Source organism: Thioalkalivibrio sp. ALE19 (assembly GCF_000428605.1).
Lineage (GTDB): Bacteria > Pseudomonadota > Gammaproteobacteria > Ectothiorhodospirales > Ectothiorhodospiraceae > Thioalkalivibrio.
Window position 1 is genome coordinate 14,406 of sequence record NZ_AUAG01000002.1, and the last position, 20,032, is coordinate 34,437.

Annotated in this window: 20 protein-coding genes; 5 read left to right on the forward strand and 15 right to left on the reverse strand. The window is 67.0% G+C overall.

What is annotated here, in order from left to right:
* Nucleotides 1-192: 192 nt before the first annotated feature.
* Complete coding sequence (locus F787_RS0101270) at nt 193-1,551, reverse strand: adenosylmethionine--8-amino-7-oxononanoate transaminase (protein WP_028491075.1); 1,359 nt, start codon at nt 1,549-1,551, stop codon at nt 193-195.
* Between the two features lie 3 nt (nt 1,552-1,554).
* Nucleotides 1,555-2,925 (reverse strand): KamA family radical SAM protein, encoded by a 1,371-nt coding sequence (locus F787_RS0101275; RefSeq protein WP_028491076.1) that lies wholly within the window; start codon nt 2,923-2,925, stop codon nt 1,555-1,557.
* 267 nt (nt 2,926-3,192) lie between these two features.
* Between F787_RS0101275 and F787_RS0101280 the strand changes: the two genes are divergently transcribed.
* Nucleotides 3,193-4,323, forward strand: a complete 1,131-nt coding sequence (locus F787_RS0101280) for an aminotransferase class V-fold PLP-dependent enzyme (protein ID WP_028491077.1) — start codon at nt 3,193-3,195, stop codon at nt 4,321-4,323.
* Between the two features lie 6 nt (nt 4,324-4,329).
* Here F787_RS0101280 and F787_RS0101285 read toward each other — a convergent pair whose 3' ends face one another.
* From F787_RS0101285 to fabD, 10 genes are all read right to left on the reverse strand, one after another.
* Nucleotides 4,330-4,668, reverse strand: coding sequence for a PilZ domain-containing protein (locus tag F787_RS0101285; protein WP_018869403.1), 339 nt, complete (start codon nt 4,666-4,668; stop codon nt 4,330-4,332).
* Nucleotides 4,669-4,708: 40 nt separating this feature from the next.
* Nucleotides 4,709-5,734 carry a DNA polymerase III subunit delta' gene (locus tag F787_RS0101290; RefSeq protein ID WP_018869402.1) on the reverse strand — a complete coding sequence of 342 codons (1,026 nt, stop codon included), beginning with the start codon at nt 5,732-5,734 and terminating at the stop codon, nt 4,709-4,711.
* Complete coding sequence (gene tmk, locus F787_RS0101295; protein ID WP_018869401.1) at nt 5,731-6,366, reverse strand: dTMP kinase; 636 nt, start codon at nt 6,364-6,366, stop codon at nt 5,731-5,733. The genes F787_RS0101290 and tmk overlap by 4 nt, the downstream gene beginning before the upstream one ends.
* The gene (mltG, locus tag F787_RS0101300) at nt 6,366-7,409 is read right to left on the reverse strand and encodes an endolytic transglycosylase MltG (protein WP_026279456.1); all 1,044 of its coding nucleotides are present in this window, start codon (nt 7,407-7,409) and stop codon (nt 6,366-6,368) included. Before mltG ends, tmk begins: the two co-directional genes overlap by 1 nt.
* Nucleotides 7,396-8,202 (reverse strand): aminotransferase class IV, encoded by an 807-nt coding sequence (locus tag F787_RS0101305; RefSeq protein WP_028491078.1) that lies wholly within the window; start codon nt 8,200-8,202, stop codon nt 7,396-7,398. The genes mltG and F787_RS0101305 overlap by 14 nt, the downstream gene beginning before the upstream one ends.
* Nucleotides 8,199-9,554, reverse strand: coding sequence for an aminodeoxychorismate synthase component I (locus F787_RS0101310; protein WP_028491079.1), 1,356 nt, complete (start codon nt 9,552-9,554; stop codon nt 8,199-8,201). The genes F787_RS0101305 and F787_RS0101310 overlap by 4 nt, the downstream gene beginning before the upstream one ends.
* 18 nt (nt 9,555-9,572) lie before the next feature.
* Nucleotides 9,573-10,793, reverse strand: coding sequence for a beta-ketoacyl-ACP synthase II (fabF, locus tag F787_RS0101315; RefSeq protein WP_019022045.1), 1,221 nt, complete (start codon nt 10,791-10,793; stop codon nt 9,573-9,575).
* 111 nt (nt 10,794-10,904) lie between these two features.
* A complete protein-coding gene (gene acpP, locus F787_RS0101320; protein WP_018869396.1) occupies nt 10,905-11,144 on the reverse strand; it encodes an acyl carrier protein in 240 nt (79 codons plus the stop codon).
* Between the two features lie 115 nt (nt 11,145-11,259).
* Entirely contained in the window at nt 11,260-11,997 is a 738-nt protein-coding gene (gene fabG / locus F787_RS0101325; RefSeq protein ID WP_028491080.1) for a 3-oxoacyl-ACP reductase FabG, read from the reverse strand.
* A 32-nt stretch (nt 11,998-12,029) separates the two neighbouring features.
* Nucleotides 12,030-12,974, reverse strand: a complete 945-nt coding sequence (gene fabD, locus F787_RS0101330; RefSeq protein WP_081694061.1) for an ACP S-malonyltransferase — start codon at nt 12,972-12,974, stop codon at nt 12,030-12,032.
* A 184-nt stretch (nt 12,975-13,158) separates the two neighbouring features.
* Here fabD and infA point away from each other — a divergent pair, with 184 nt between their 5' ends.
* A complete protein-coding gene (gene infA, locus F787_RS0101335) occupies nt 13,159-13,377 on the forward strand; it encodes a translation initiation factor IF-1 (protein ID WP_018861401.1) in 219 nt (72 codons plus the stop codon).
* 104 nt (nt 13,378-13,481) lie between these two features.
* Here the strand turns inward: infA and clpA are convergent, their stop codons facing one another.
* The 3 genes from clpA to icd form a co-directional block, all read right to left on the reverse strand.
* Nucleotides 13,482-15,758, reverse strand: a complete 2,277-nt coding sequence (gene clpA / locus F787_RS0101340) for an ATP-dependent Clp protease ATP-binding subunit ClpA (protein WP_018869393.1) — start codon at nt 15,756-15,758, stop codon at nt 13,482-13,484.
* A 5-nt stretch (nt 15,759-15,763) separates the two neighbouring features.
* Nucleotides 15,764-16,090, reverse strand: coding sequence for an ATP-dependent Clp protease adapter ClpS (clpS, locus tag F787_RS0101345; protein ID WP_018869392.1), 327 nt, complete (start codon nt 16,088-16,090; stop codon nt 15,764-15,766).
* A 276-nt stretch (nt 16,091-16,366) separates the two neighbouring features.
* Nucleotides 16,367-17,629, reverse strand: coding sequence for an NADP-dependent isocitrate dehydrogenase (gene icd / locus F787_RS0101350; protein ID WP_028491082.1), 1,263 nt, complete (start codon nt 17,627-17,629; stop codon nt 16,367-16,369).
* 100 nt (nt 17,630-17,729) lie between these two features.
* On the opposite strand from icd, the gene F787_RS0101355 reads away from it, so the two are divergent.
* The 3 genes from F787_RS0101355 to hflD all read left to right on the forward strand — a co-directional run bounded on the left by F787_RS0101355 (nt 17,730) and on the right by hflD (nt 20,030).
* Nucleotides 17,730-18,212, forward strand: coding sequence for an NUDIX domain-containing protein (locus tag F787_RS0101355; RefSeq protein WP_028491083.1), 483 nt, complete (start codon nt 17,730-17,732; stop codon nt 18,210-18,212).
* Nucleotides 18,213-18,217: 5 nt separating this feature from the next.
* Entirely contained in the window at nt 18,218-19,339 is a 1,122-nt protein-coding gene (gene mnmA / locus F787_RS0101360) for a tRNA 2-thiouridine(34) synthase MnmA (protein WP_028491084.1), read from the forward strand.
* 61 nt (nt 19,340-19,400) lie between these two features.
* Nucleotides 19,401-20,030 carry a high frequency lysogenization protein HflD gene (gene hflD / locus F787_RS0101365; protein ID WP_019591240.1) on the forward strand — a complete coding sequence of 210 codons (630 nt, stop codon included), beginning with the start codon at nt 19,401-19,403 and terminating at the stop codon, nt 20,028-20,030.
* Nucleotides 20,031-20,032 lie beyond the last annotated feature (2 nt).

Consider the following 20,032-nt stretch of genomic DNA (forward strand, 5'->3'; position numbering starts at 1 on the left):
CTGCGCCGCTCGCCCGCGGGTAGTAGAAATCTGGTAAGTCGGCGCGCGAACGGGTTACGAAGGTCATTCGAAAATTATCGAAAATGAATGAATGACTACGAAAACGTCCGCATGGTGCGGGTACAGGTCCTTTATGCGCCGCTCTTCCGGCGTGGTCAAGCCCCTGGAGTGAAAGCGTGATGCCGGTCCGCTTCAGTCGCGGGTGGCGATGTCGATGCCCTCGCCCATGACCTCCACGAGGAAGTCGATCTGCTCCTCGGTGATCACGTAGGGGGGCATGAGATAGGAGACGTTGCCCAGCGGGCGCAGCAGCGCCCCGCGGGTCAGACCGTGGCGATAGATATCGAGGCCCCGCCGCTCCTGCCACGGATACGGGGTCCGGCTGGCCTTGTCCTGCACCAGCTCGACCGCGGCGATCATGCCGTGCTGGCGCACGTCGGCCACGTGCGGGTGATCATTCAGCGGCTCCAGGCGCCGCGCAATGTGCGCGGCCAGCTCGCGATTGCGCTCCAGCACCGGTTCGGACTCGAAGATGTCCAGCGTCGCCAGCGCGGCCCGGCAGGCCAGCGGGTTCCCGGTGTAGGAATGCGAGTGCAGGAACATGTTGAGCTTTTCGTAATCGTCGTAGAACGCCTGATAGACCGTATCCGTGGTCAGCAGCGCGGCCATCGGCAGATAACCGCCGGTCAGGCCCTTCGACAGGCACAGGAAGTCGGGCGTGATCGGCCCCTGCTCGCAGGCGAACAGGGTCCCGGTACGGCCGAATCCCACCGCGATCTCGTCGGCGATCAGGTGCACGCCATGACGGTCACAGGCCTCGCGCAGCAGGCGCAGGTATTCCGGGTCGAACATGCGCATGTGACCGGCGCACTGCACCAGCGGCTCGATGATGACCGCGGCGACCTCGTGGGCGTGGCGTTCCAGGGCCTGTTCCATGTGCGCGAACTGACGGCGGGCCACGTCGGCACAGTCCTCGCCCGGCTCGCGGTGGAAGCAGTCGGGCCCCGGGACATTGATCACGTCCAGCATCAGCGGCTCGTAGGTATGCCGGTACAGCGGCACGTCACTGACCGACAGTGCCCCGATGGTCTCCCCGTGATAGGCGTTGGAGACCCCGATGAAGCGGGTCTTCTGCGGCTGGCCGACATTGCGCCAGTAATGGAAGCTCATCTTGAGCGCGGCTTCCACGCCGGCCGAGCCGTTGTCGGCCAGGAACACCCGGTCGAGGCCCGCCGGCGTGATGTCGATCAGGCGCTCGCTCAGCTCCACCACCGGCTCATGGGTGCAGCCGGCCAGGATGACCTGTTCCAGGCGGTCGACCTGATCCTTGAGCGCGTCGTTGATGCGCGGATTGGCGTGGCCAAACAGGTTCACCCACCACGAACTGATCGCGTCGAGGTAACGGTTGCCATCGAAGTCGTACAGCCACACACCCTCGCCCCGCTCGATCGGCAGCAGGGGCAGCGTGCCCTCCTCCCCGTAATCCTTCATCTGGGTACAGGGGTGCCACAGGGCCCGCAGGTCGCGCCGGCGCACGTCTTCATTGCTCATGGATCAGACCCCGTGGCCGGCCTTCATCGCCTCGAATTCGTCCTCGAAGAAGAACTTCTCTTCACCGAAGGCCGGTTTCAGCTGATTCAGCCAGGTGGCGTTCTCGTCGTAACGGGCAAAGAACGGACGCTGCACCCAGTCCGAGTTGCGGCCCTGGATGAAGCGCAGCACGAAGACCTTCTCCCCGCGGATCTCGGTCACGCCCTGGATCTCCACCTTGCCCGGATCGGCGCTCATGGATGGCCCGCGCGCGGTGCGAGCCAGCCCCGAGACCTGCTGCATGGCCTCGCGATAGACCTCCCAGGCGCGCGCCAGGGGCACCTCGAAGTAGCGCCGCGCGCCGGTGTCGCGTTCCACGAACATGTAGTACGGGATGATCCCCAGCCGCACCTGTTCGCGCCACAGATCGGCCCAGGCCTGCGGATCGTCGTTGATGTGGCGCAGCAGCGGGCCCTGGGCGCGGATCTCGGCGCCGGTGTCACGCACCCGGCGGATCGCCTCGCGGGCGATCGGCGTGCGCAGCTCGTTGGGATGGTTGTAATGCGCCATCAGCGCCACGTGCTTGCCGCCTTCGACCAGCTGTTCCAGCAGCCGCAGCAGGTCATCGGCATCGCTTTCGGTCACGAAACGGTAGGGCCAGAAGGACAGCGCCTTGGTTCCGATGCGTACCGTCTGGACATGCTCCAGCCCGGGGTCCAGCAGGGCTTCGAGATAGCCGCGCAGGTTCCTGGTTTTCATGACCATCGGATCGCCGCCGGTCATCAGCAGATCGGAGATCGCCGGGTGCTGGCGCAAGTACTGGTGCAGCAGATCGGCATCGGTAGAAGCGATACGCAGTTCCTTGTCCCCCACGAACTGGGCCCAGCGGAAGCAGAAGGTGCAGTACGAATGGCAGGTCTGCCCCTGACTGGGGAAGAACAGCACCGTCTCGCGATACTTGTGCTGCAGGCCGTTCATGACCTCGCCGTCATCCTCGTTGGGCCGGTTCAGTTCCATCTGGCCGGCCGGATGCGGGTTCAGTTCGTCCCGCAGCTCCTTCGCCAGGGCCGCGATCTCCTTGCGCTCGGCCCCGCGGCGATGCAGCGCAGCCATCCGCTCGTAGGCTTCCGGGGACAGCATCTCCCGCTGCGGGAAGGTCAGCTGGAACATCGGGTCGTCCGGGATATTGTCCCAGTCGATCAACTCGTCGATCACGTACTCGTTGATCCGGAATGGCAGCACGCTGGACACCACGCGCATGTCGAAACGCATGGCCTCGGGGACACGCTCGAGGGCCTCGATCCGGTCCAGGTTGCGATCGTTGTAGACCTGGAACTCGCGCGGCTCGATCGAGCCGGCTTCCGGATCCTGGTAGAACTTGAGAACGGAATTCATCCGTGCCTCCTGTCGACGGTCGATGCGCCCGCTCCGCCCCTCCGGGCCGTCGCGATCGTGGGAATTACGGTTACTTCGGGACCGAGGCGGTCACACGGCGGGCCTTCGGGGCGAGGGCTGCCGCCTCGGTGGTGAGCGGCGTCAGGGAAACAGCGACGCGTACGTTATCAAGCACCTTGCGGGCGGACAAGAGATTTCGCGTGACTCTCAGGTTACCACCCCTGCGGCAGTGTGGGTTACCCTCGCCGAACCTGAAAGGAGGGCGTCATGCACCCGGAATTCCCCCATGAGGACATCATCCACCTCAACCATGCCGCGGTCGGACCGTGGCCCCGGCGCACCGCCGAAGCGGTCGAGGCCTTCGCCCGCGAGAACCTGCATCACGGCTCGCGGGGTTATGGACGCTGGCTGGAAACCATCAGGGCCACTCGGGAGCTGGCGCGGCAATTGATCGGTGCCCCCGAAGCGGAAGACGTGGCCTTCGTGAAGAACACCTCGGAGGCGCTGTCCATGGTGGCCTTCGGTCTGCCCTGGCGATCGGGGCAGAACATCGTGATTCCCGAGGGGGAGTTTCCCTCCAACCGCGTGGTATGGCACGCCGCTGCCGAACGTTACGACCTGGAAGTCCGGGAGGTCGCCATCGGCGAGGAGCCCGAGCTGGATCTGCTAAGGGCCTGCGACCATGCCACGGCCCTGGTGTCCGCGAGTGCGGTGCGCTATGACTCGGGCCTGCGCATGGACGTGCAGTTCCTCGGTAACGAGCTGCACGGGCGCGGCATTATGTTCTGCGTGGACGCCATCCAGCATCTGGGCGCCCTGCCCTTTGACGCGCCGGGATGCCGTGCCGATTTCGTGATGGCCGACGCGCACAAGTGGATGCTCGCGCCGGAGGGCATCGGTCTGTTCTACGTCAATCCCGAGGTCCGTGATCGCCTGGAGCTGAACGAATACGGCTGGCACATGCTCGAGCACGCCGGGGACTTCGACAATCCCGCGCTGACGCCCTCGCCCGGCGCCCGGCGTTTCGAGCCCGGCAGCCCCAACATGCTGGGCATCCAGGCGCTCCACGGCAGTCTGTCGCTGTTGCTGGAAACCGGCATGGACCGGGTGGACGAAGAGATCCGGGAGCACTGGCTGCATCTCGAGGATCGCCTGCGCGGGCTGGGCTGCGAAATCCTCAGTGCCCGCCACCGCCGCGCCGGCATCCTGACCTTCCGGCCCTCCGCGGGGCTGCTGGGGGACACCCCCCTGGAGACCGTTTACCACCGGCTGCAGGCGGATGGCATCCTGTGCGCCATGCGCGGCGGCGGGATCCGTTTCTCCCCGCATTTCTACCACGAGACCGCGGACCTGGACCGCGCGGTGGAGGGACTGCGCGAGGCCCTGCCGGTCCGGTAAGGCCGTTCAGAAGGTGTGAGTCTTGCGATCCGAATTGAGCATGCCGCCCAGGTGATCCTCGATGCGGCGGCGGGTCTGCCCCTTGTCGGAGGTGTTGAACTGGACTCCGATACCGCGCAGGCGGTTGCCCTGGGCCCGTGGCGGGGTGATCCACACCACCGTACAGGGCGTTGGCAGGCGATCGCCGTCGTCCAGCAGGGACAGCAGCAGGAAGACCTGATCGCCCAGCTTGTACGACTTGTCGGTAGGAATGAACAGCCCGCCGTTGCTCACAAAGGGCATGTACGCCGCATACAGCGCGGGTTTTTCCTTGATTGCCAAGGTCAGCATCCCTTGCCCGGCCATGAGCCCTCCCCGATTTCCACAGTGGTTTTTGCAGCGGCGCTCAGTATGCCCCGGAGCGCCCCCGGGATGCCAGCCGCCCCGCCGTCGTCTGCGCCAGCATGGCCGCCGCCATGTCTTCCAGCCGCAGCTGCGGGTTCAGCTGCGCGCGCGCCTGGCGCTGCCAGCGCCGCGATTCCTGGACCAGCGAGGCCAGTCCCCGCGCCCCGCGCTCGCGGGCAAAGGCCTGCAGCCGGTCCTGCGGGAACTGCGCGCCGAATCGATCCACCTCGCCGCTCGCCAGCCAGCGCTGGGCCGACAACAGCAGGGCCTGCCAGCGCGGCAGCAGAGTCTCCAGGTTGCAGCGCGCCAGCTGCGTGACCGCCGAATGCAGCTCACGAGCCTGCAACAGTTCCGCGAGGGCCTCACGTTCCTGTCGCCAGGCGGCGTGACGCTCGGGATCCGCCAGGAGTTCGGCCGCGACCACCGGGCGTCCGAGGCTGGCCGCCCAGGCCTCGTCCACCGCCGCAGGCTCCGGCGCGCCGGCGGCCAGCCAGTCACGTGCGGCCTCGAGATCCGGCGACGGAAGATGCAGATCCTGGCAGCGGCTGCGAATGGTGGCCGGCAGGGCCGAGGGTCGCGCGCTCTCGAGAACGATCAGCCCGCCCGCCGGGGGCTCTTCCAGTGTCTTGAGCAGCGCATTGGCCGCACTCGCGTTCATGGCGTCCGCCGGATGCAGCCGCAGCACGCGCCAGTCACCGGAGCCGCTGAGCGCCAGGAACTCACCGGCTTCGCGCACGGCATCCACCGGGATGTCCTTGCCCGACTCCGGCGGCATCACGTCGTGCAGCTCCGGATGCACGCCCCCGACAAAACTGCGGCACCCGCCACATTCCCCGCAGGCCGGCTGCGTGCCCGCAGCCCGTTCGCAGAACAGGCGCTGGAGCAGGGCCGTAACCAGCAGGCCCTTGCCCACGCCCTCGGCGCCGGTGACCAGCAGGCCACCGGGCAGATGCCCGGCCGCCGCACGCTGCACCAGCGTCTCCCAGGGCTGCGCGAGCCACGGCGGCACCGCGCCCGGCTCGTTCACGTGGACGCCTCCAGCAGACCGCGGCAGCGCAGCCCCTCGAGCATCCGCTGTGCCACGGTGGCGGCATCCGCCGAGGCATCCACCACCAGGTAGCGCTGCGGTTCTGCATCGGCCCGGCGCCGGTAAGCCGCGCGGGCACGTTCGAAAAATTCCTCTGCCTCGCGCTCGATGCGGTCCCGACGTCCCCGCTGCACGGCCCGCTCCAGCCCGGTTGCCGGGTCGATGTCGAGCAGGATCACCAGATCCGGGCGCAGATCGCCCTGCACCCAGTCCTCCAGTGCTGCAACCCGAGTGTCGCCCAGACCGCGCCCGCCGCCCTGGTAGGCAAAGCTCGCATCGGTAAAACGGTCGCTGACCACCCACTGTCCCGCATCCAGGGCCGGGCGGATCACTTCGGCGAGATGCTGCGCGCGCGCCGCGAACATCAGCAACAGCTCCGCTTCAGGGATCATCTCCGGCAGGTCCGGATCCAGCAACAGGCCGCGCAGGCGTTCGCCCAGCCCGGTGCCCCCGGGCTCGCGGGTCGCGCACACCCGCTGGCCGGCCGCCTCCAGTGCCTCGACCAGGGTTCCCATCTGGGTGGTCTTGCCGGCCCCTTCGATGCCCTCGAGGGTCAGGAATTGCCCCGTCATCAACGTCCCCTTCGGCCGTAGCGGCTCGCGTCGCCATCCAGCTGATAGCGAATCACGGCCTCGCGATGTTCGCGATAGGTCTCGGAAAAATGGTGGCTTCCATCATTGCGCGAGACAAAAAAGAACTCCCGGGTGTCCGCCGGCCGCGCGGCCGCTTCGATGGCGGCCCGGCCCGGCAGTGCGATGGGCGTCGGCGGAAGCCCTGGCCGGGTATAGGTGTTGTACGGATGATCCCGCTCCAGCTCCGCGCCCGTCAGTCGTTGCACGCCGGTCTCCTGCACATACAGCAGCGTGGGATCGGTCTGCAGCCGCATCCCCTCGCGCAGGCGATTCACGAACACGGCCGCCACCCGATCACGCTCGTCGCCGCGCCCGGTCTCGCGTTCCACGATCGAGGCCAGGATCAGCAGCTCGTACGGATCCTCCAGCGGCAGATCCTCGGAACGCCCCGCCCAGGCCGCATCCAGCGTGGCCCGCATTGCCTCGTGGCCACGCCGCAGGACGTCCAGCGAGTCGGTCCCGGAGCCGAAGAAATAGGTATCCGGCAGGAACCAGCCTTCGGGATGCTCGATGTCGTCGAGGCCCAGAACATCCGGCAGATTATGGACCCCTACCGACTCCGCCGGCGGGTCCAGTTCATCATGCCCGCGCACCGCAGCGAGTGCCTGGCGCACGGTCCAGCCTTCCGGCAGTGTCAGACGGTGCCGGACCACGTCGCCACGTGCCATGGCCTGGACCAGTTCCGCCGGGGTCATCCCGGCATCCACCGCGTACTCGCCGGCCTGGAGCCGGCCCGCCACACCCTGTCGCCGCGCATACACCTCGACCACCCGCGCCGACTCCACCCAGCCGCGGCGTTCGAACTCCCGGCTGAGGCTGCGCAACCCGGTCCCCGGCTGCAGCTCGAAGCGCTGCGACTCCTCCAGGGCCAGTGGCCGTTCCAGCTGGCCCCGATACCAGTCGGCCAGCCACAGCGCCCCGGCCGCGACCGCAACGAGCGTCAGTACGCCCGTTACCGCCATGATCTTCCTAATCCGTTTCATGCAGTGCCCTCCTGAGCGCCTGCAGGGCCGCAGGCTCGGTCCTCGCCGCCCCGCCCCCGATCAACACGCCCGCGGCCAGCCCCAGCCGCGCGTTGCTTACATACAGTCCGTCGGCGGCCTCCAGACGCTCGTACGTCGGCCAGGCGACCTCGGTGCTGACGCCGAATGCCTCGGCGTTTTCCAGCACCCAGGCACGCCGCGTGCCGGCGATTCCGGCCCCGTCGACCGGCGGTGTCACGAGGTGAGTCCCCTCGCGCAACCACAGGTTCCCCTGCGTTGCACAGGTAATCCGGCCGACCGCGTCCTCCAGGATCGCCTCATCCTCGCCCTCGCGCCAGTGCATGCGCGCCAGCACGTTTTCCAGGCGTCCCAGGTGCTTGATCCCGCCGAGGGCCGGATTGACGCTGGCCGGTATCGTCGAAAACCCGATGCGCAGCGGCGTCGCCTCCGCCGGGTCCGGACGCGACAGCTCCGGCCCGGCACGGACCAGCCGGGTGACCGCCGGCTGCTCCGGAGGTGCATAGCCCCGCGGGCCGCGGCCCCGGGTCAGCGTCAGACGCACCAGCCGTTCCCCGGGCCCCGCCGCCGCCTCGATTTCTTCGCGCAACCGTTCCGGGTCCTGTGCGGGAAAGCCGAGGCGCTGCAGCCCCAGCTCGAGGCGCGCCCGATGCCGGGGCCACAGGCAGGCATGCCCCCGACGTACCAGCACCGTCTCGAACAGCCCGTCGCCCAGCAGCAGGCCGCGATCGTCGGCCGTCACCTCCGATCCGGAACCACCGTTCGCCCGACTCACCCCGCGCGCTCCACGTCGGCACCCAGTGCATCCAGCAGCCCGCGCGCCTTGTGCCGCGTCTCTTCCAGCTCCTGGTCGGGGTCCGAATCGGCGACGATCCCGGCACCGGCGCGAAAACGCAGTTCCCGATCCCGAACCACCAGGGTACGGATCAGGATATTGGTATCCATGCGACCATGATCACTGACATAACCACAGGATCCGGTGTAGGCGCCGCGCGGCACCCGGCCTTCCAGTTCCTGGATCACCTGCATGGAGCGGATCTTGGGGCATCCGGTGATGGTCCCGCCGGGGAAAGTCGCGCGCAGCAGTTGTTCCGCGCGCGTCCCCGGCCGCAGCCGAGCCGTGATGCTGGAGACGATGTGATGGACCCGGCGGTAGCTCTCGATGGTCATCAGCTCGGCGACCCGCACGCTGCCGGTGCGCGCCACGCGACCCAGATCGTTGCGTTCCAGGTCCACCAGCATGACGTGCTCGGCGCGCTCCTTGAGGTTGACCTCCAGTTCGCCATACAGCTCACGATCGGCCCGCGCATCCGGATCGCGCCTGCGGGTCCCGGCGATCGGCCGGGTTTCCGCCACACCGTCCTGCGCCGATACCAGACGTTCCGGCGAGGAGCTGATCACCTCCGCTCCCGGCAGCCGCAGCCAGGCCGCGAACGGCGCAGCGTTGGCACCCCGCAGGCGCCGATAGAGCTCGCCGGTATCCAGGGGCCGGTTCGCACGCGCGTGCCATTCGCGTGACAGGTTGGCCTGGAAGGTATCCCCGGCGCGGATGTACTCCAGCGCCCCGCGCACGGCCGCGCGGTAATATTCGGGATCGTCCTCCTCCATCTGCAGCGCCGGCAGGTGGCCGCCACCCGGGCCCGCCGCGGCATCCGCCGCCACCACCGCCAGATCGGCCTCCAGCTGCTCGCGTCGCGCGCGATCATCCCCGGCATCCACCCACCAGGTGACCCCTTCGTGATGATCGCGGATCAGCGCGGCGGGAAACCGCGTCGCAACGGCCGTCGGCAACCACGGATCCGGTGCGCAGTATCCCAGCGCCGGTTCCAGGTACCAGGCGAATTCGTAGCCCACATAGAGGAACCAGCCCCCGAAGAACGGCAGGTGGGCATGTTCGGGGGCCGGCGTGTACGCCGTCGGCGGAGACCCCAGATCGACATCGGCCGCTGCCAGCAATGCGTCGCCATCGCCGGCGTCCAGCGTGCGCCCGGGGAACGCAAACAGGATGGAAAAGCGCGCCGGCGCCTGCCCGATCAGGGCCGACTCCAGCAGATGCGGATAACGCTGGGGAAAACGCCCTGCGAGGATCGCCAGATCGATCCCCGAGGGCAGCCTTTCGACGGCCATGCCCGCGCGAGGCCGGCGTCAGATGGCGCGGAACACCAGGGTTCCGTTAGTGCCGCCGAATCCGAAGGAGTTGGAAAGCGCCACGCGGGTGTTCATGTCACGGGCCTCGTTGGCGACATAATCCAGATCGCAGCCCTCGCCCGGGTTGTCCAGGTTGATGGTTGGCGGCGAGACCTGATCACGCAGGGCCAGCGCGGTAAACACACCCTCGATCCCGCCCGCGGCACCCAGCAGGTGTCCGGTCATGGACTTGGTCGAATTGACCAGAAGGTTCTTCGCATGATCGCCGAAGGTCCGCTTGAGCCCCTCGGTCTCGGCCAGATCCCCGGCCGGGGTGGAGGTCCCGTGGGCGTTCACGTACCCCACTTCCTCCGCCTCAACGCCCGCGTCCTTCATCGCCCGCACCATGCACTTGGATGCCCCGCTGCCGTCCTCGACCGGCTGGGTCATGTGGTGGGCATCGGAATTCCAGGCAAACCCGGCGATTTCGCAGTAGATGTTCGCACCGCGGGCCTTCGCGTGCTCGTACTCCTCAAGGACCATGACCCCGGCCCCGTCACTGAGTACGAAACCGTCCCGGTCGGCGTCCCATGGCCGCGAGGCGCGGGCGGGGTCGTCGTTGCGGGTCGACAGCGCGCGCGCCGCGGCAAAGCCGCCAATGCCCAGCGGCGTGGTGGCCATCTCGGCCCCGCCTGCAACCATCGCGTCGACATCGCCATACGCAATCATGCGCGCGGCGTCACCGATGTTGTGGGTGCCGGTGGCACAGGCGGAGACGATGGAGATGTTCGGCCCCTCCAGTCCCCGCATGATGGAGAGATTGCCCGCCACCATGTTGATGATGGCGCTGGGCACGAAGAACGGGGAGATCTTGCGGGCCCCGCCCTTCAGGTAGGCCCCGTAGGAACGCTCGATGTAGGGCAGCCCCCCGATGCCGGAACCGATCGCGACCCCGATCCGCTCCGGATCGGAACTGTCCGCGGACAGCCCGGAATCATCCAGGGCCTGGAGCCCCGCCGCCAGACCATAGATGACAAACGTGTCCATCTTCTTCTGGTCCTTGACCGGGACATAGTCATTGGCATTGAAGTCCCGCACCGCGCCGGAAATCTTGACCGGCATGTCCGAGGCATCGAACACGTCGATGGGCGTGATCCCGCTCTTCCCGGCCTTGATGCTGGACCAGGCCTGGTCGATGGTGGATCCGACCGGGGACACGATGCCGAGGCCGGTGACCACAACACGTCGCTTAGCCAATGATGTTCTCCCTCGAAAGACGGCTGCACGCAGACGACGAAAAGGGGGCGCCCGGCACGGGCGCGCACCCCATCGCCGCGACCATGGACCGGATCAGTCCTTGGCGTGCTCGTTGATGTAGTCGATCGCCTGCTGCACGGTGGTGATCTTTTCGGCCTGCTCGTCGGGGATTTCCGTTTCGAATTCCTCCTCGAGCGCCATCACGAGTTCGACGGTGTCAAGCGAGTCCGCGCCCAGATCGTCGACGAAAGCGGCGGCGTTCGTGACATCCTCTTCCTTGACTCCCAGCTGCTCGACAACGATTTTCTTGACGCGTTCTTCAATGCTGCTCATGGTTGAAACATCCCCTTGGATATGAGGCGGGTCCGGTAAAGGTCCGCCATTCTATTGAAAAGCACCGCCGTGATCCACAACCCCGGCGGAGGGCTACGCGTAACGGGCCCGTGGCTCAGTGCATGAACATGCCACCATTGACGTGCAAGGTCTCGCCGGTAATGTACCCGGCCTCGTCGGACGCCAGAAAGCCCACCGCCGCGGCCACTTCTTCGGCATCACCCAGCCGGCCCAGCGGGATCTCGCCCAGCAGACGTTCGCGCGTCGCCTCGTCCAGCTCGCGCGTCATGTCGGTGTCGATGAACCCGGGGGCCACCGTGTTGACGGTGATGTTGCGGGCACCCACCTCGCGCGCCAGGGAGCGGGCGAAGCCGGCCAGCCCGGCCTTGGCCGCGGCGTAGTTGGTCTGTCCGGCATTCCCGGCCGTCCCGACCACCGAGCCGATCAGGACCACCCGCCCGCGGCGGGCCTTCATCATGCCCTTGATCACTTTCTGCGTGAGCCGGGCGGCCGCGGTGAGGTTGGTGTCGATCACCGCATCCCAGTCCTCGTCCTTCATGCGCATGAACAGGTTGTCGCGGGTGATGCCCGCGTTGTTCACCAGCACCTCGATGGCGCCCTCGGTCGCCTGAATGTCCTCCAGCGCGGTCCTGACCGATTCGGCATCGGTGACGTCCATGGCGACCCCGCGGCCACCCCAGGGGGCCAGGGCCTCCGAGATCCGGCCGGCGCCGGCGTCACTGGTGGCGGTGCCCACCACCTGCATGCCCTGTTCCGCCAGACGGCGGGCGATGGCCGCGCCAATGCCGCGGCTCGCCCCGGTCACGAGAGCGATTCGTTGGTTTTCCGACATCAACGGTTTCCTTGCTGTTGGGAAATGGGCGGTCAGCCGGCGGTCAGCCGGTCACGGACGCTTTCCAGGGTGGCCCGATCGGCCACGTCCGGATGATCAATCGAACGGTCGATGCGTTTCGCCAGCCCGGTCAGCACCCGACCGGGACCACATTCCACCTGCACGCCGGCGCCCGCATCGCGCAGCCCCTGCACGGTTTCCACCCAGCGCACCGGGCGGTACAGCTGCTCCGCCAGACGGGCCTTCAGGCTGTCCACGTCGCTCGCCGGTGCGGCGGTCGCGTTCTGCCACACGGGGATCTGCGGGGCACGGAATTCGGTATTGTCCAGCACCGCCTGCAGACGTTCGGCCGCCGGGCGCATCAACGCACAGTGGGAGGGGACCGACACCGGCAGCTTCAGCGCCCGTTTGGCGCCCGCATCGCGAGCCGCCGACACCGCGCGGTCCACGGCCCCGGCCGTGCCGGCGATCACCACCTGTCCCGGCGCATTGAAGTTCACCGCCTCCAGAGTGTCACCGTCGGCCTGTGCCTCGCACAGGGCGATCACGTCAGCGTCCTCCAGGCCAAGGATCGCGGCCATGGCTCCCTCCCCTGCGGGCACGGCGTCCTGCATGGCCCGGGCGCGCTCGGCGACCAGACTCACCGCATCCCGAAACCGCAGGGCCCCGGCCGCGACCAGGGCGCTGTACTCGCCCAGGCTGTGGCCGGCCACCGCCATGGGCTCCGGCACCCCCTGTTCACGCAGCATCCGCCAGCAGGCCACGCCGGCCGCCAGCATCACCGGCTGGGTCCAGCGGGTCTCGTCGAGCTGTTCCGCCGGTCCGTGCTGTACCAGGCTCCACAGGTCGGCATCCAGGCAGTCCGAGGCTTCCTGAAAGGTATCGCGCACCACGGCGAAATCATCGCCGACATCGGCGAGCATGCCCACCGACTGGGACCCCTGTCCCGGAAAAACCGCTGCCCAGGAAACTGTCATGGTTCGTGTCCGAAATTCACTGGATGAGAAAGCGGGCGTAGTTTAGGCGCTGACGCCGCCCCCGGCAAACCCCGAAACGCGACCGATACCATGTCCATAGAACGAAAAACGCCGGCGTTTCCCTTGAGTTCCGCCCGCGCATCCGCATAATGTCGCAACCCTGATTCATTACGCGAGGAACTGCATGGCGAAGGAAGACGAAATCGAGCTCGAAGGGACCGTCGTCGAGACGCTCCCCAACACCACCTTCCGGGTGGAGCTCGAGAACGGGCACACGATCACCGCGCACATCTCCGGGAAGATGCGCAAGCACTACATCCGGATCCTGCGCGGCGACAAGGTCATCGTGCAGATGACGCCCTACGACCTGAGCAAGGGTCGCATCGTCTACCGCAACAAGTAAGCGCGCCACAGTCTCTCCGGCATGCAAAAGGCCGGCGCCCCGAGGGGTGCCGGCCTTTTTCGTGAGGGACACCACAGGCTCGCAGTGTCCCCGTCGCGGTCGGGTCAGGAAGAGACGGCGGGTTCGTGGATGTCCATCTCGAGGCCGTCCTCGCCCAGGCGCACGGTCACTTCGCCACCCTGCGCCAGCTTGCCGAACAGGAGTTCGTCCGCCAGCGGCTTCTTGATGTGCTCCTGGATGGTCCGTCCCATCGGCCGCGCACCCATCTGGGCGTCGTAGCCGTGTTCGGCCAGCCAGGCGCGCGCCTCGGATTCCACCGTCAGGGTCACCTTCTTCTCGTCCAGCTGGGCCTGGAGCTGGGTGAGGAACTTGTCGACCACGTTCAGGATGGTCGCCTCGTCCAGCGGGCCGAACTGGATGGTGGCATCCAGACGGTTGCGGAATTCCGGGGTGAAGGTCCGCTTGATGGCCTCCATCGCGTCAGTGGAGTGATCCTTGCGGGTAAAGCCCACCGACGGCCGCGAAGCCGCTTCGGCACCGGCGTTGGTGGTCATCACCAGGATCACGTTGCGGAAATCCACTTCCCTTCCGTTGGCGTCGGTCAGCGTGCCGTGGTCCATCACCTGCAGCAGCACGTTGAACACGTCCGGGTGCGCCTTTTCGATCTCGTCCAGCAGCAACACCGAATGCGGATGCTTGAGGATGGCGTCCGTCAGCAGGCCGCCCTCGTCGTAGCCGACATAACCCGGCGGCGCACCGATCAGCCGCGAGACCGTGTGGCGCTCCATGTATTCGGACATGTCGAAGCGGGCCAGATGGATGCCCATCTGCTGGGCCAGCTGACGCGTGACCTCGGTCTTGCCGACACCGGTCGGACCGGCGAACAGGAAGGAACCGATCGGCTTGTCCTGGTCACCCAGGCCGGAGCGCGACATCTTGATGGCCGTGCTCAGGGTGCCGATCGCCTCATCCTGGCCGAACACCGTCATCTTCAGGTTGCGTTCCAGGTTGCGCAGGGTCTCCTTGTCGGTGCTGGACACCGATTTCGGCGGGATGCGCGCGATCTTGGCCACGATGTTCTCGATGTCCTGCACGCCGATGGTCTTCTTGCGCTGGCTCACCGGCAACAGCTGGCGACTGGCTCCGGCCTCGTCGATCAGATCGATCGCCTTGTCCGGCAGGAAGCGATCGGTGATGTAGCGGTCCGACAGCTCCGCCGCGGCCTGCAACGCCGGCTTGGTAAAGCGCACGTTGTGGTGCGACTCGAAGCGCGACTTGAGCCCGCGCAGGATCTGGTAGGTCTCGTCCACCGTCGGTTCCGGCACCTCGATCTTCTGGAAGCGCCGCGCCAGCGCGCGGTCCTTCTCGAAGATGCCACGGTATTCCTGATACGTGGTCGAACCGATGCACTTGAGCTCACCGGAGGCCAGCATCGGCTTGATCAGGTTCGACGCGTCCATCACCCCGCCCGAGGCGGCCCCCGCCCCGATGATGGTGTGGATCTCGTCGATGAACAGGACCGCGGCGGGTTCCTTCTTCAGCTGGGCCAGCACGCCCTTCAGACGCTTCTCGAAATCGCCGCGATACTTGGTTCCGGCCACCAGCGCGCCCAGGTCCAGGGCATAGACCGTGGCTTCCTCGATCGCTTCCGGCACCTGGCCATCGACCACACGCCGCGCCAGCCCCTCGGCGATCGCGGTCTTGCCGACCCCGGCCTCGCCCACCAGCAGCGGGTTGTTCTTGCGCCGCCGGCACAGGATCTGGATGGTGCGCTCGATCTCGTGGTCCCGCCCGATCAGCGGGTCGATCTCGTCGTTACGCGCCTTCTCGTTGAGGTTGGTCGCGTACAGCTGCAGCGCGTTGGTCTTTTCTTCAGTCACCGTCTCGCCCTGCTGCTCGGAGGATTCCTCCGCCTGCTCCTGGTGAATCTGGCCGAGCTCGTCCTCGCCGACCTTCGAGATACCGTGGGAAATGAAGTTGACCACGTCCAGACGCGAGATGTTCTGCTGGCCCAGCACGTACAGCGCCTGACTGTCCTGCTCGCCGAACAGCGCCACCAGGACGTTGGCCCCGGAGACCTCCTTGCGACCACTGGACTGCACGTGGAACACCGCGCGCTGCAGGACCCGCTGAAAACCGAGGGTCGGCTGGGTCTCGCGCGTGTCGTTCGGCGGGATCCGCGGGGTGTTTTCGTCGATGTAGGCCTCCAGTTCGTCGCGGATCCGGTCAAGATCCGCACCGCAGGCACGCAGTACGGTGGCTGCACTGGGGTTCTGGGCCAGGGCCATCAGCAAGTGCTCCACGGTCACGAACTCGTGGCGTTTCTCGCGGGCCTCCTTGAAGACCAGGTTCAGACTGAATTCGAGTTCCTTGTCGAGCATGGGGGTCAGGCCTCCTCCATCGAGCATAGCAGTGGGTGCTGATGGCTCCGGGCGTATTCATTCACCTGGGCCACCTTGGTCTCGGCGACATCGCGGGTATAGATGCCGCACACGCCCTTGCCCCGGGTATGCACCTGCAGCATCACCCGGGTGGCCTTCTCGCGATCCATGCCGAAGAAGGTCTCCAGGACCTCCACCACGAATTCCATCGGCGTGTAGTCGTCGTTGTTCAACACGACCTTGTACTGCCGTGGTGGCTTGAGTTCCGGCCTCGATTCGTCGACCGCAACGGAATCGTCGTGATCGGGTTGGCGGGGCTTGTCGTCACTCATTTCTCGGTCCAGCTCGCACTCGTGGCGCCCTCGGGCACCGCGTGTTCATTTCTGTAGAGTCCTGACATCATCGAACGGTTCCCGGCGCTTGCCAAGTGTCCGCATGGCGCGGGAGGCCTGCCCCTGCGGGAGGCCCTGCCCCTGTGGGAGGCCAGCCCCTTGGCCGATCAGCCATGCCTGATCGCGCAGAGGCTGCGCTCCCACAGGGGCAGGCCTCCCACCACTGGCTGGCCTCCCGCAGGCTGCATCTCCACTGGCTGCCCGCGCCCGGGGCGTTCAGCCATCCATGTGGCGGATCATCGCCTCGCCGAAGGCGGAGCAGGCGATCGGTTCCACCCCGTCCATCAGCCGCGCAAAGTCATACGTCACCTCGCCGGCAGCGATCGCGCCCTCCATGCCGCGCACCACGAGATCCGCCGCCTCGGTCCAGCCCAGGTGGCGCAGCATCATCTCGGCCGACAGCACCAGCGAGCCCGGATTGACCTTGTCCTGGCCGGCATACTTGGGCGCGGTACCGTGCGTGGCCTCGAACATCGCGGTGGTGTCCGAGATGTTGGCCCCGGGGGCGATACCGATCCCGCCGACCTGGGCGGCCAGGGCGTCGGAGATGTAGTCCCCGTTCAGGTTCAGGGTGGCGATCACCGAGTAATCCTCCGGGCGCAGCAGGATCTGCTGCAGGAAGGCATCGGCGATGACGTCCTTGATCACGATCTCGCGACCGGTCTTCGGGTTCCTGAACACCTGCCACGGGCCACCGTCGAGGTCCTCGGCACCGAATTCCTCGCGCGCCAGCTCATAGCCCCAGGCCTTGAAGGAGCCCTCGGTGAATTTCATGATGTTGCCCTTGTGCACCAGGGTCACCGACGGGCGGTCATTGTCGATCGCGTACTGGATGGCCTTGCGCACCAGCCGCTTCGTGCCCTCGCTGGAAACCGGCTTCACGCCGATCCCCGCGGTATCCGGGAAGCGGATCTCGCGCACGCCCATTTCGTCCTGCAGGAAGTCGATGAGCTTTTTCGCCTCGGACGTGCCGGATTCGAACTCGATGCCGGCATAGATATCCTCCGAGTTCTCGCGGAAGATCACCATGTCGGTCTTTTCCGGTTCTTTCAGCGGGCTGGGCGTACCCTTGTAGTAGCGCACCGGACGCAGACAGACATACAGATCCAGCTTCTGCCGCAGCGCCACGTTCAGCGAACGGAAGCCGCCGCCCACCGGAGTGGTCAGCGGGCCCTTGATCGAAACCTTGTATTCGCGCACCGCATCCAGCGTCTCATCGGGCAGACCGGAGTCATCGTCGTAGACCTGCGTGGCCTTCTCGCCGGCATAGACTTCCATCCACTCGATCGCCTTCCGGCCGCCATAGGCCTTCTCCACCGCCGCATCCGTCACCCGGCGCATCACCGGGGTGATGTCCACGCCGATGCCGTCCCCCTCGATATAGGGGATCACCGGGTGGTCGGGCACCACCAGGCCGCCGTCCTGGCCCACCTCGATGGGTTGGCCTTTCTCCGGGATGCGAATGTGCTGGTACGCCATGAAGACTCCTTTTGCAGCGCCGTGTCATTGGGATTTGGATGCCGCCGATTATACATGGCCTCCGTGGCCTTCGCCGCCGGGCGGCGGGTATCATTGCGTCATGAATGAACGCCTGCGCTGCCATATCACCGTCGCCGCGGTCATAGAGGATCAAGGCCGTTTCCTGTTTGTAGAGGAAGAGGATGCGGGCCTGCGCGTCCTCAATCAGCCCGCGGGCCATCTCGACCCGGACGAGGACCTGATCGCCGCGGTGCGGCGCGAGGTCCGCGAAGAGACGGCCCTCGAATTCACCCCGCAGCACTCGCTGGGCTGCGACCTGCTGCGTCTGGCCGACGGCGCGGTCATCCTGCGCGTGGCCTTCACCGGCACGGTGTCGACACCGGCGCAGCCGATCCGCCGCGACCCCGCAATCCTCGCCACCCACTGGCTGGAAGCCGCCACCGCGCTGAACGATCACCCCCTGCGCAGCCCGCTGGTGGCCCGCAGCCTGCGACGCTGGGAATCGGGTCTGCGCCTGCCGCTGGAATCCGCCGGCGAACTCGTCGACAACGTGCGGCCCGCCCCCGCACGCCCCGAGGAATGAGCGGCATGGCCACCAGTGAACGAATTATCGTCGGGCTCTCCGGCGGCGTGGACTCGGCCGTCGCCGCCCTGCGCCTGGTGGAAGCCGGCCAACGCGTGGAGGGCCTGTTCATGAAGAACTGGGAAGACGACGACACCGACGGCCAGTGCGCGGCCGAGGACGACTACGCGATGGCCCGCGAGGTCGCGGCCACGCTGGAGATCCCGTTGCACAAGGCAAACTTCGCGGAGGATTACCGCCAGCGGGTCTTCAACCACTTTCTCCACGAGTACCGCGCCGGCCGCACCCCCAACCCGGACATCCTGTGCAACCGCGAGATCAAGTTCCGTTCTTTCCTCGAGCAGGCGCAGGCCCTGGGCGCCGACGCCATCGCCACCGGACACTACGCCCGCGCCTGGCACGGCCCCGACCACAGCGAACTGCGACTCGCCGCGGACGCCAACAAGGACCAGACCTATTTCCTGCACGCCCTGGATCAGGCACAGCTGCGTCCGGCTCGCTTCCCGCTGGGCGACCTGCCCAAGGAACGGGTGCGCGAGCTGGCATACGAGCACGGCCTGCCCAATCACGCGCGCAAGGATTCCACCGGCATCTGCTTCATCGGCGAACGTCCGTTCCGCGAATTCCTGGCCCGCTACCTGGAAGGCAGCGAGGGCGACATCTGTACGCCGGACGGTCGCGCAATCGCGCGGCATCACGGCCTGATGTTCTACACCCTCGGCCAGCGCCAGGGGCTGGGCATCGGCGGGGTCGAGGGCGCGGCCGATGCCCCGTGGTACGTGGTCGACAAGGACCTCGCGGGCAACCGCCTGATCGTGGCGCAGGATTCGGCCCATCCGCTGCTGATGAGCCCGGAACTGACGACCGAACCCGTGCACTGGATCCATCGCGTGCCCGCCGAAGGCGAGCGCCTGCAGGCACGCCTGCGTCACCGCCAGCCACTGCAGGACTGTCGCATCCACCTGGCGGCGGGCGGACGCACCCGGGTAGTCTTCGATCAGCCCCAGCGTGCGGCGACACCCGGTCAGTCCGTGGTGTTCTACCACGACGGTACCTGTCTCGGCGGGGGGGTGATCGCCACGCGCCGCACCCTGCCCTCGGACACCCCGGTGGCCGCCGGGGCATGAGTCCGGCGGCCGGTTTCCGGTATAGTGCGAGCCCTGATACCCAGACCCGGACGGACACGGCTTGGAGCGCAGCGACCACAACCGCACCCTGGCACTGGCGGCCATCTTCCAGGCCGCGAGCCTGGTCAAGGACCTGGCCTGGCGAGGCTCCTGCGACGAATACGAGCTGGAGGTCCTGATCGGGAGCCTGTTCGCCTTCGACGCGACCACGCCCGAGGAGATCTATCGCGGCGAAGTCAGCCTGCGTACCGGGCTGGAACGCGTACGGACCCAGCTGGAAAGCGGCGGCAAGCCGCCGGACATGGAGATTACCCGCTATGCGGTGGGGCTGATCTTTCTCGAGCGCAAGCTGCAGAAGCGCGGCGACATGATGCAGCAGCTGGCCGACGGCCTGCAGGGCGCCCAGCGTCAGGTGGACTACTTCACCCTGACTCACGAGAGCGTAATCTCGCGGCTGGGCGAGATTTACAAGGAGACCATCTCCGAGCTCGGCCCCCGCATCATCGTCCAGGGCGAACAGAACAATCTATCCAACCCGGATACCGCGGCCCGTATTCGCGCGCTGCTGCTGGCCGGCATCCGCGGCGCCGTGCTCTGGCGCCAGGCCGGCGGCTCGCGCTGGAAGCTCCTGTTCGGGCGCAAGCGCCTGATGAACGAGGCCGACCGCATTCTTCAACGTCTCAACACCTGAAT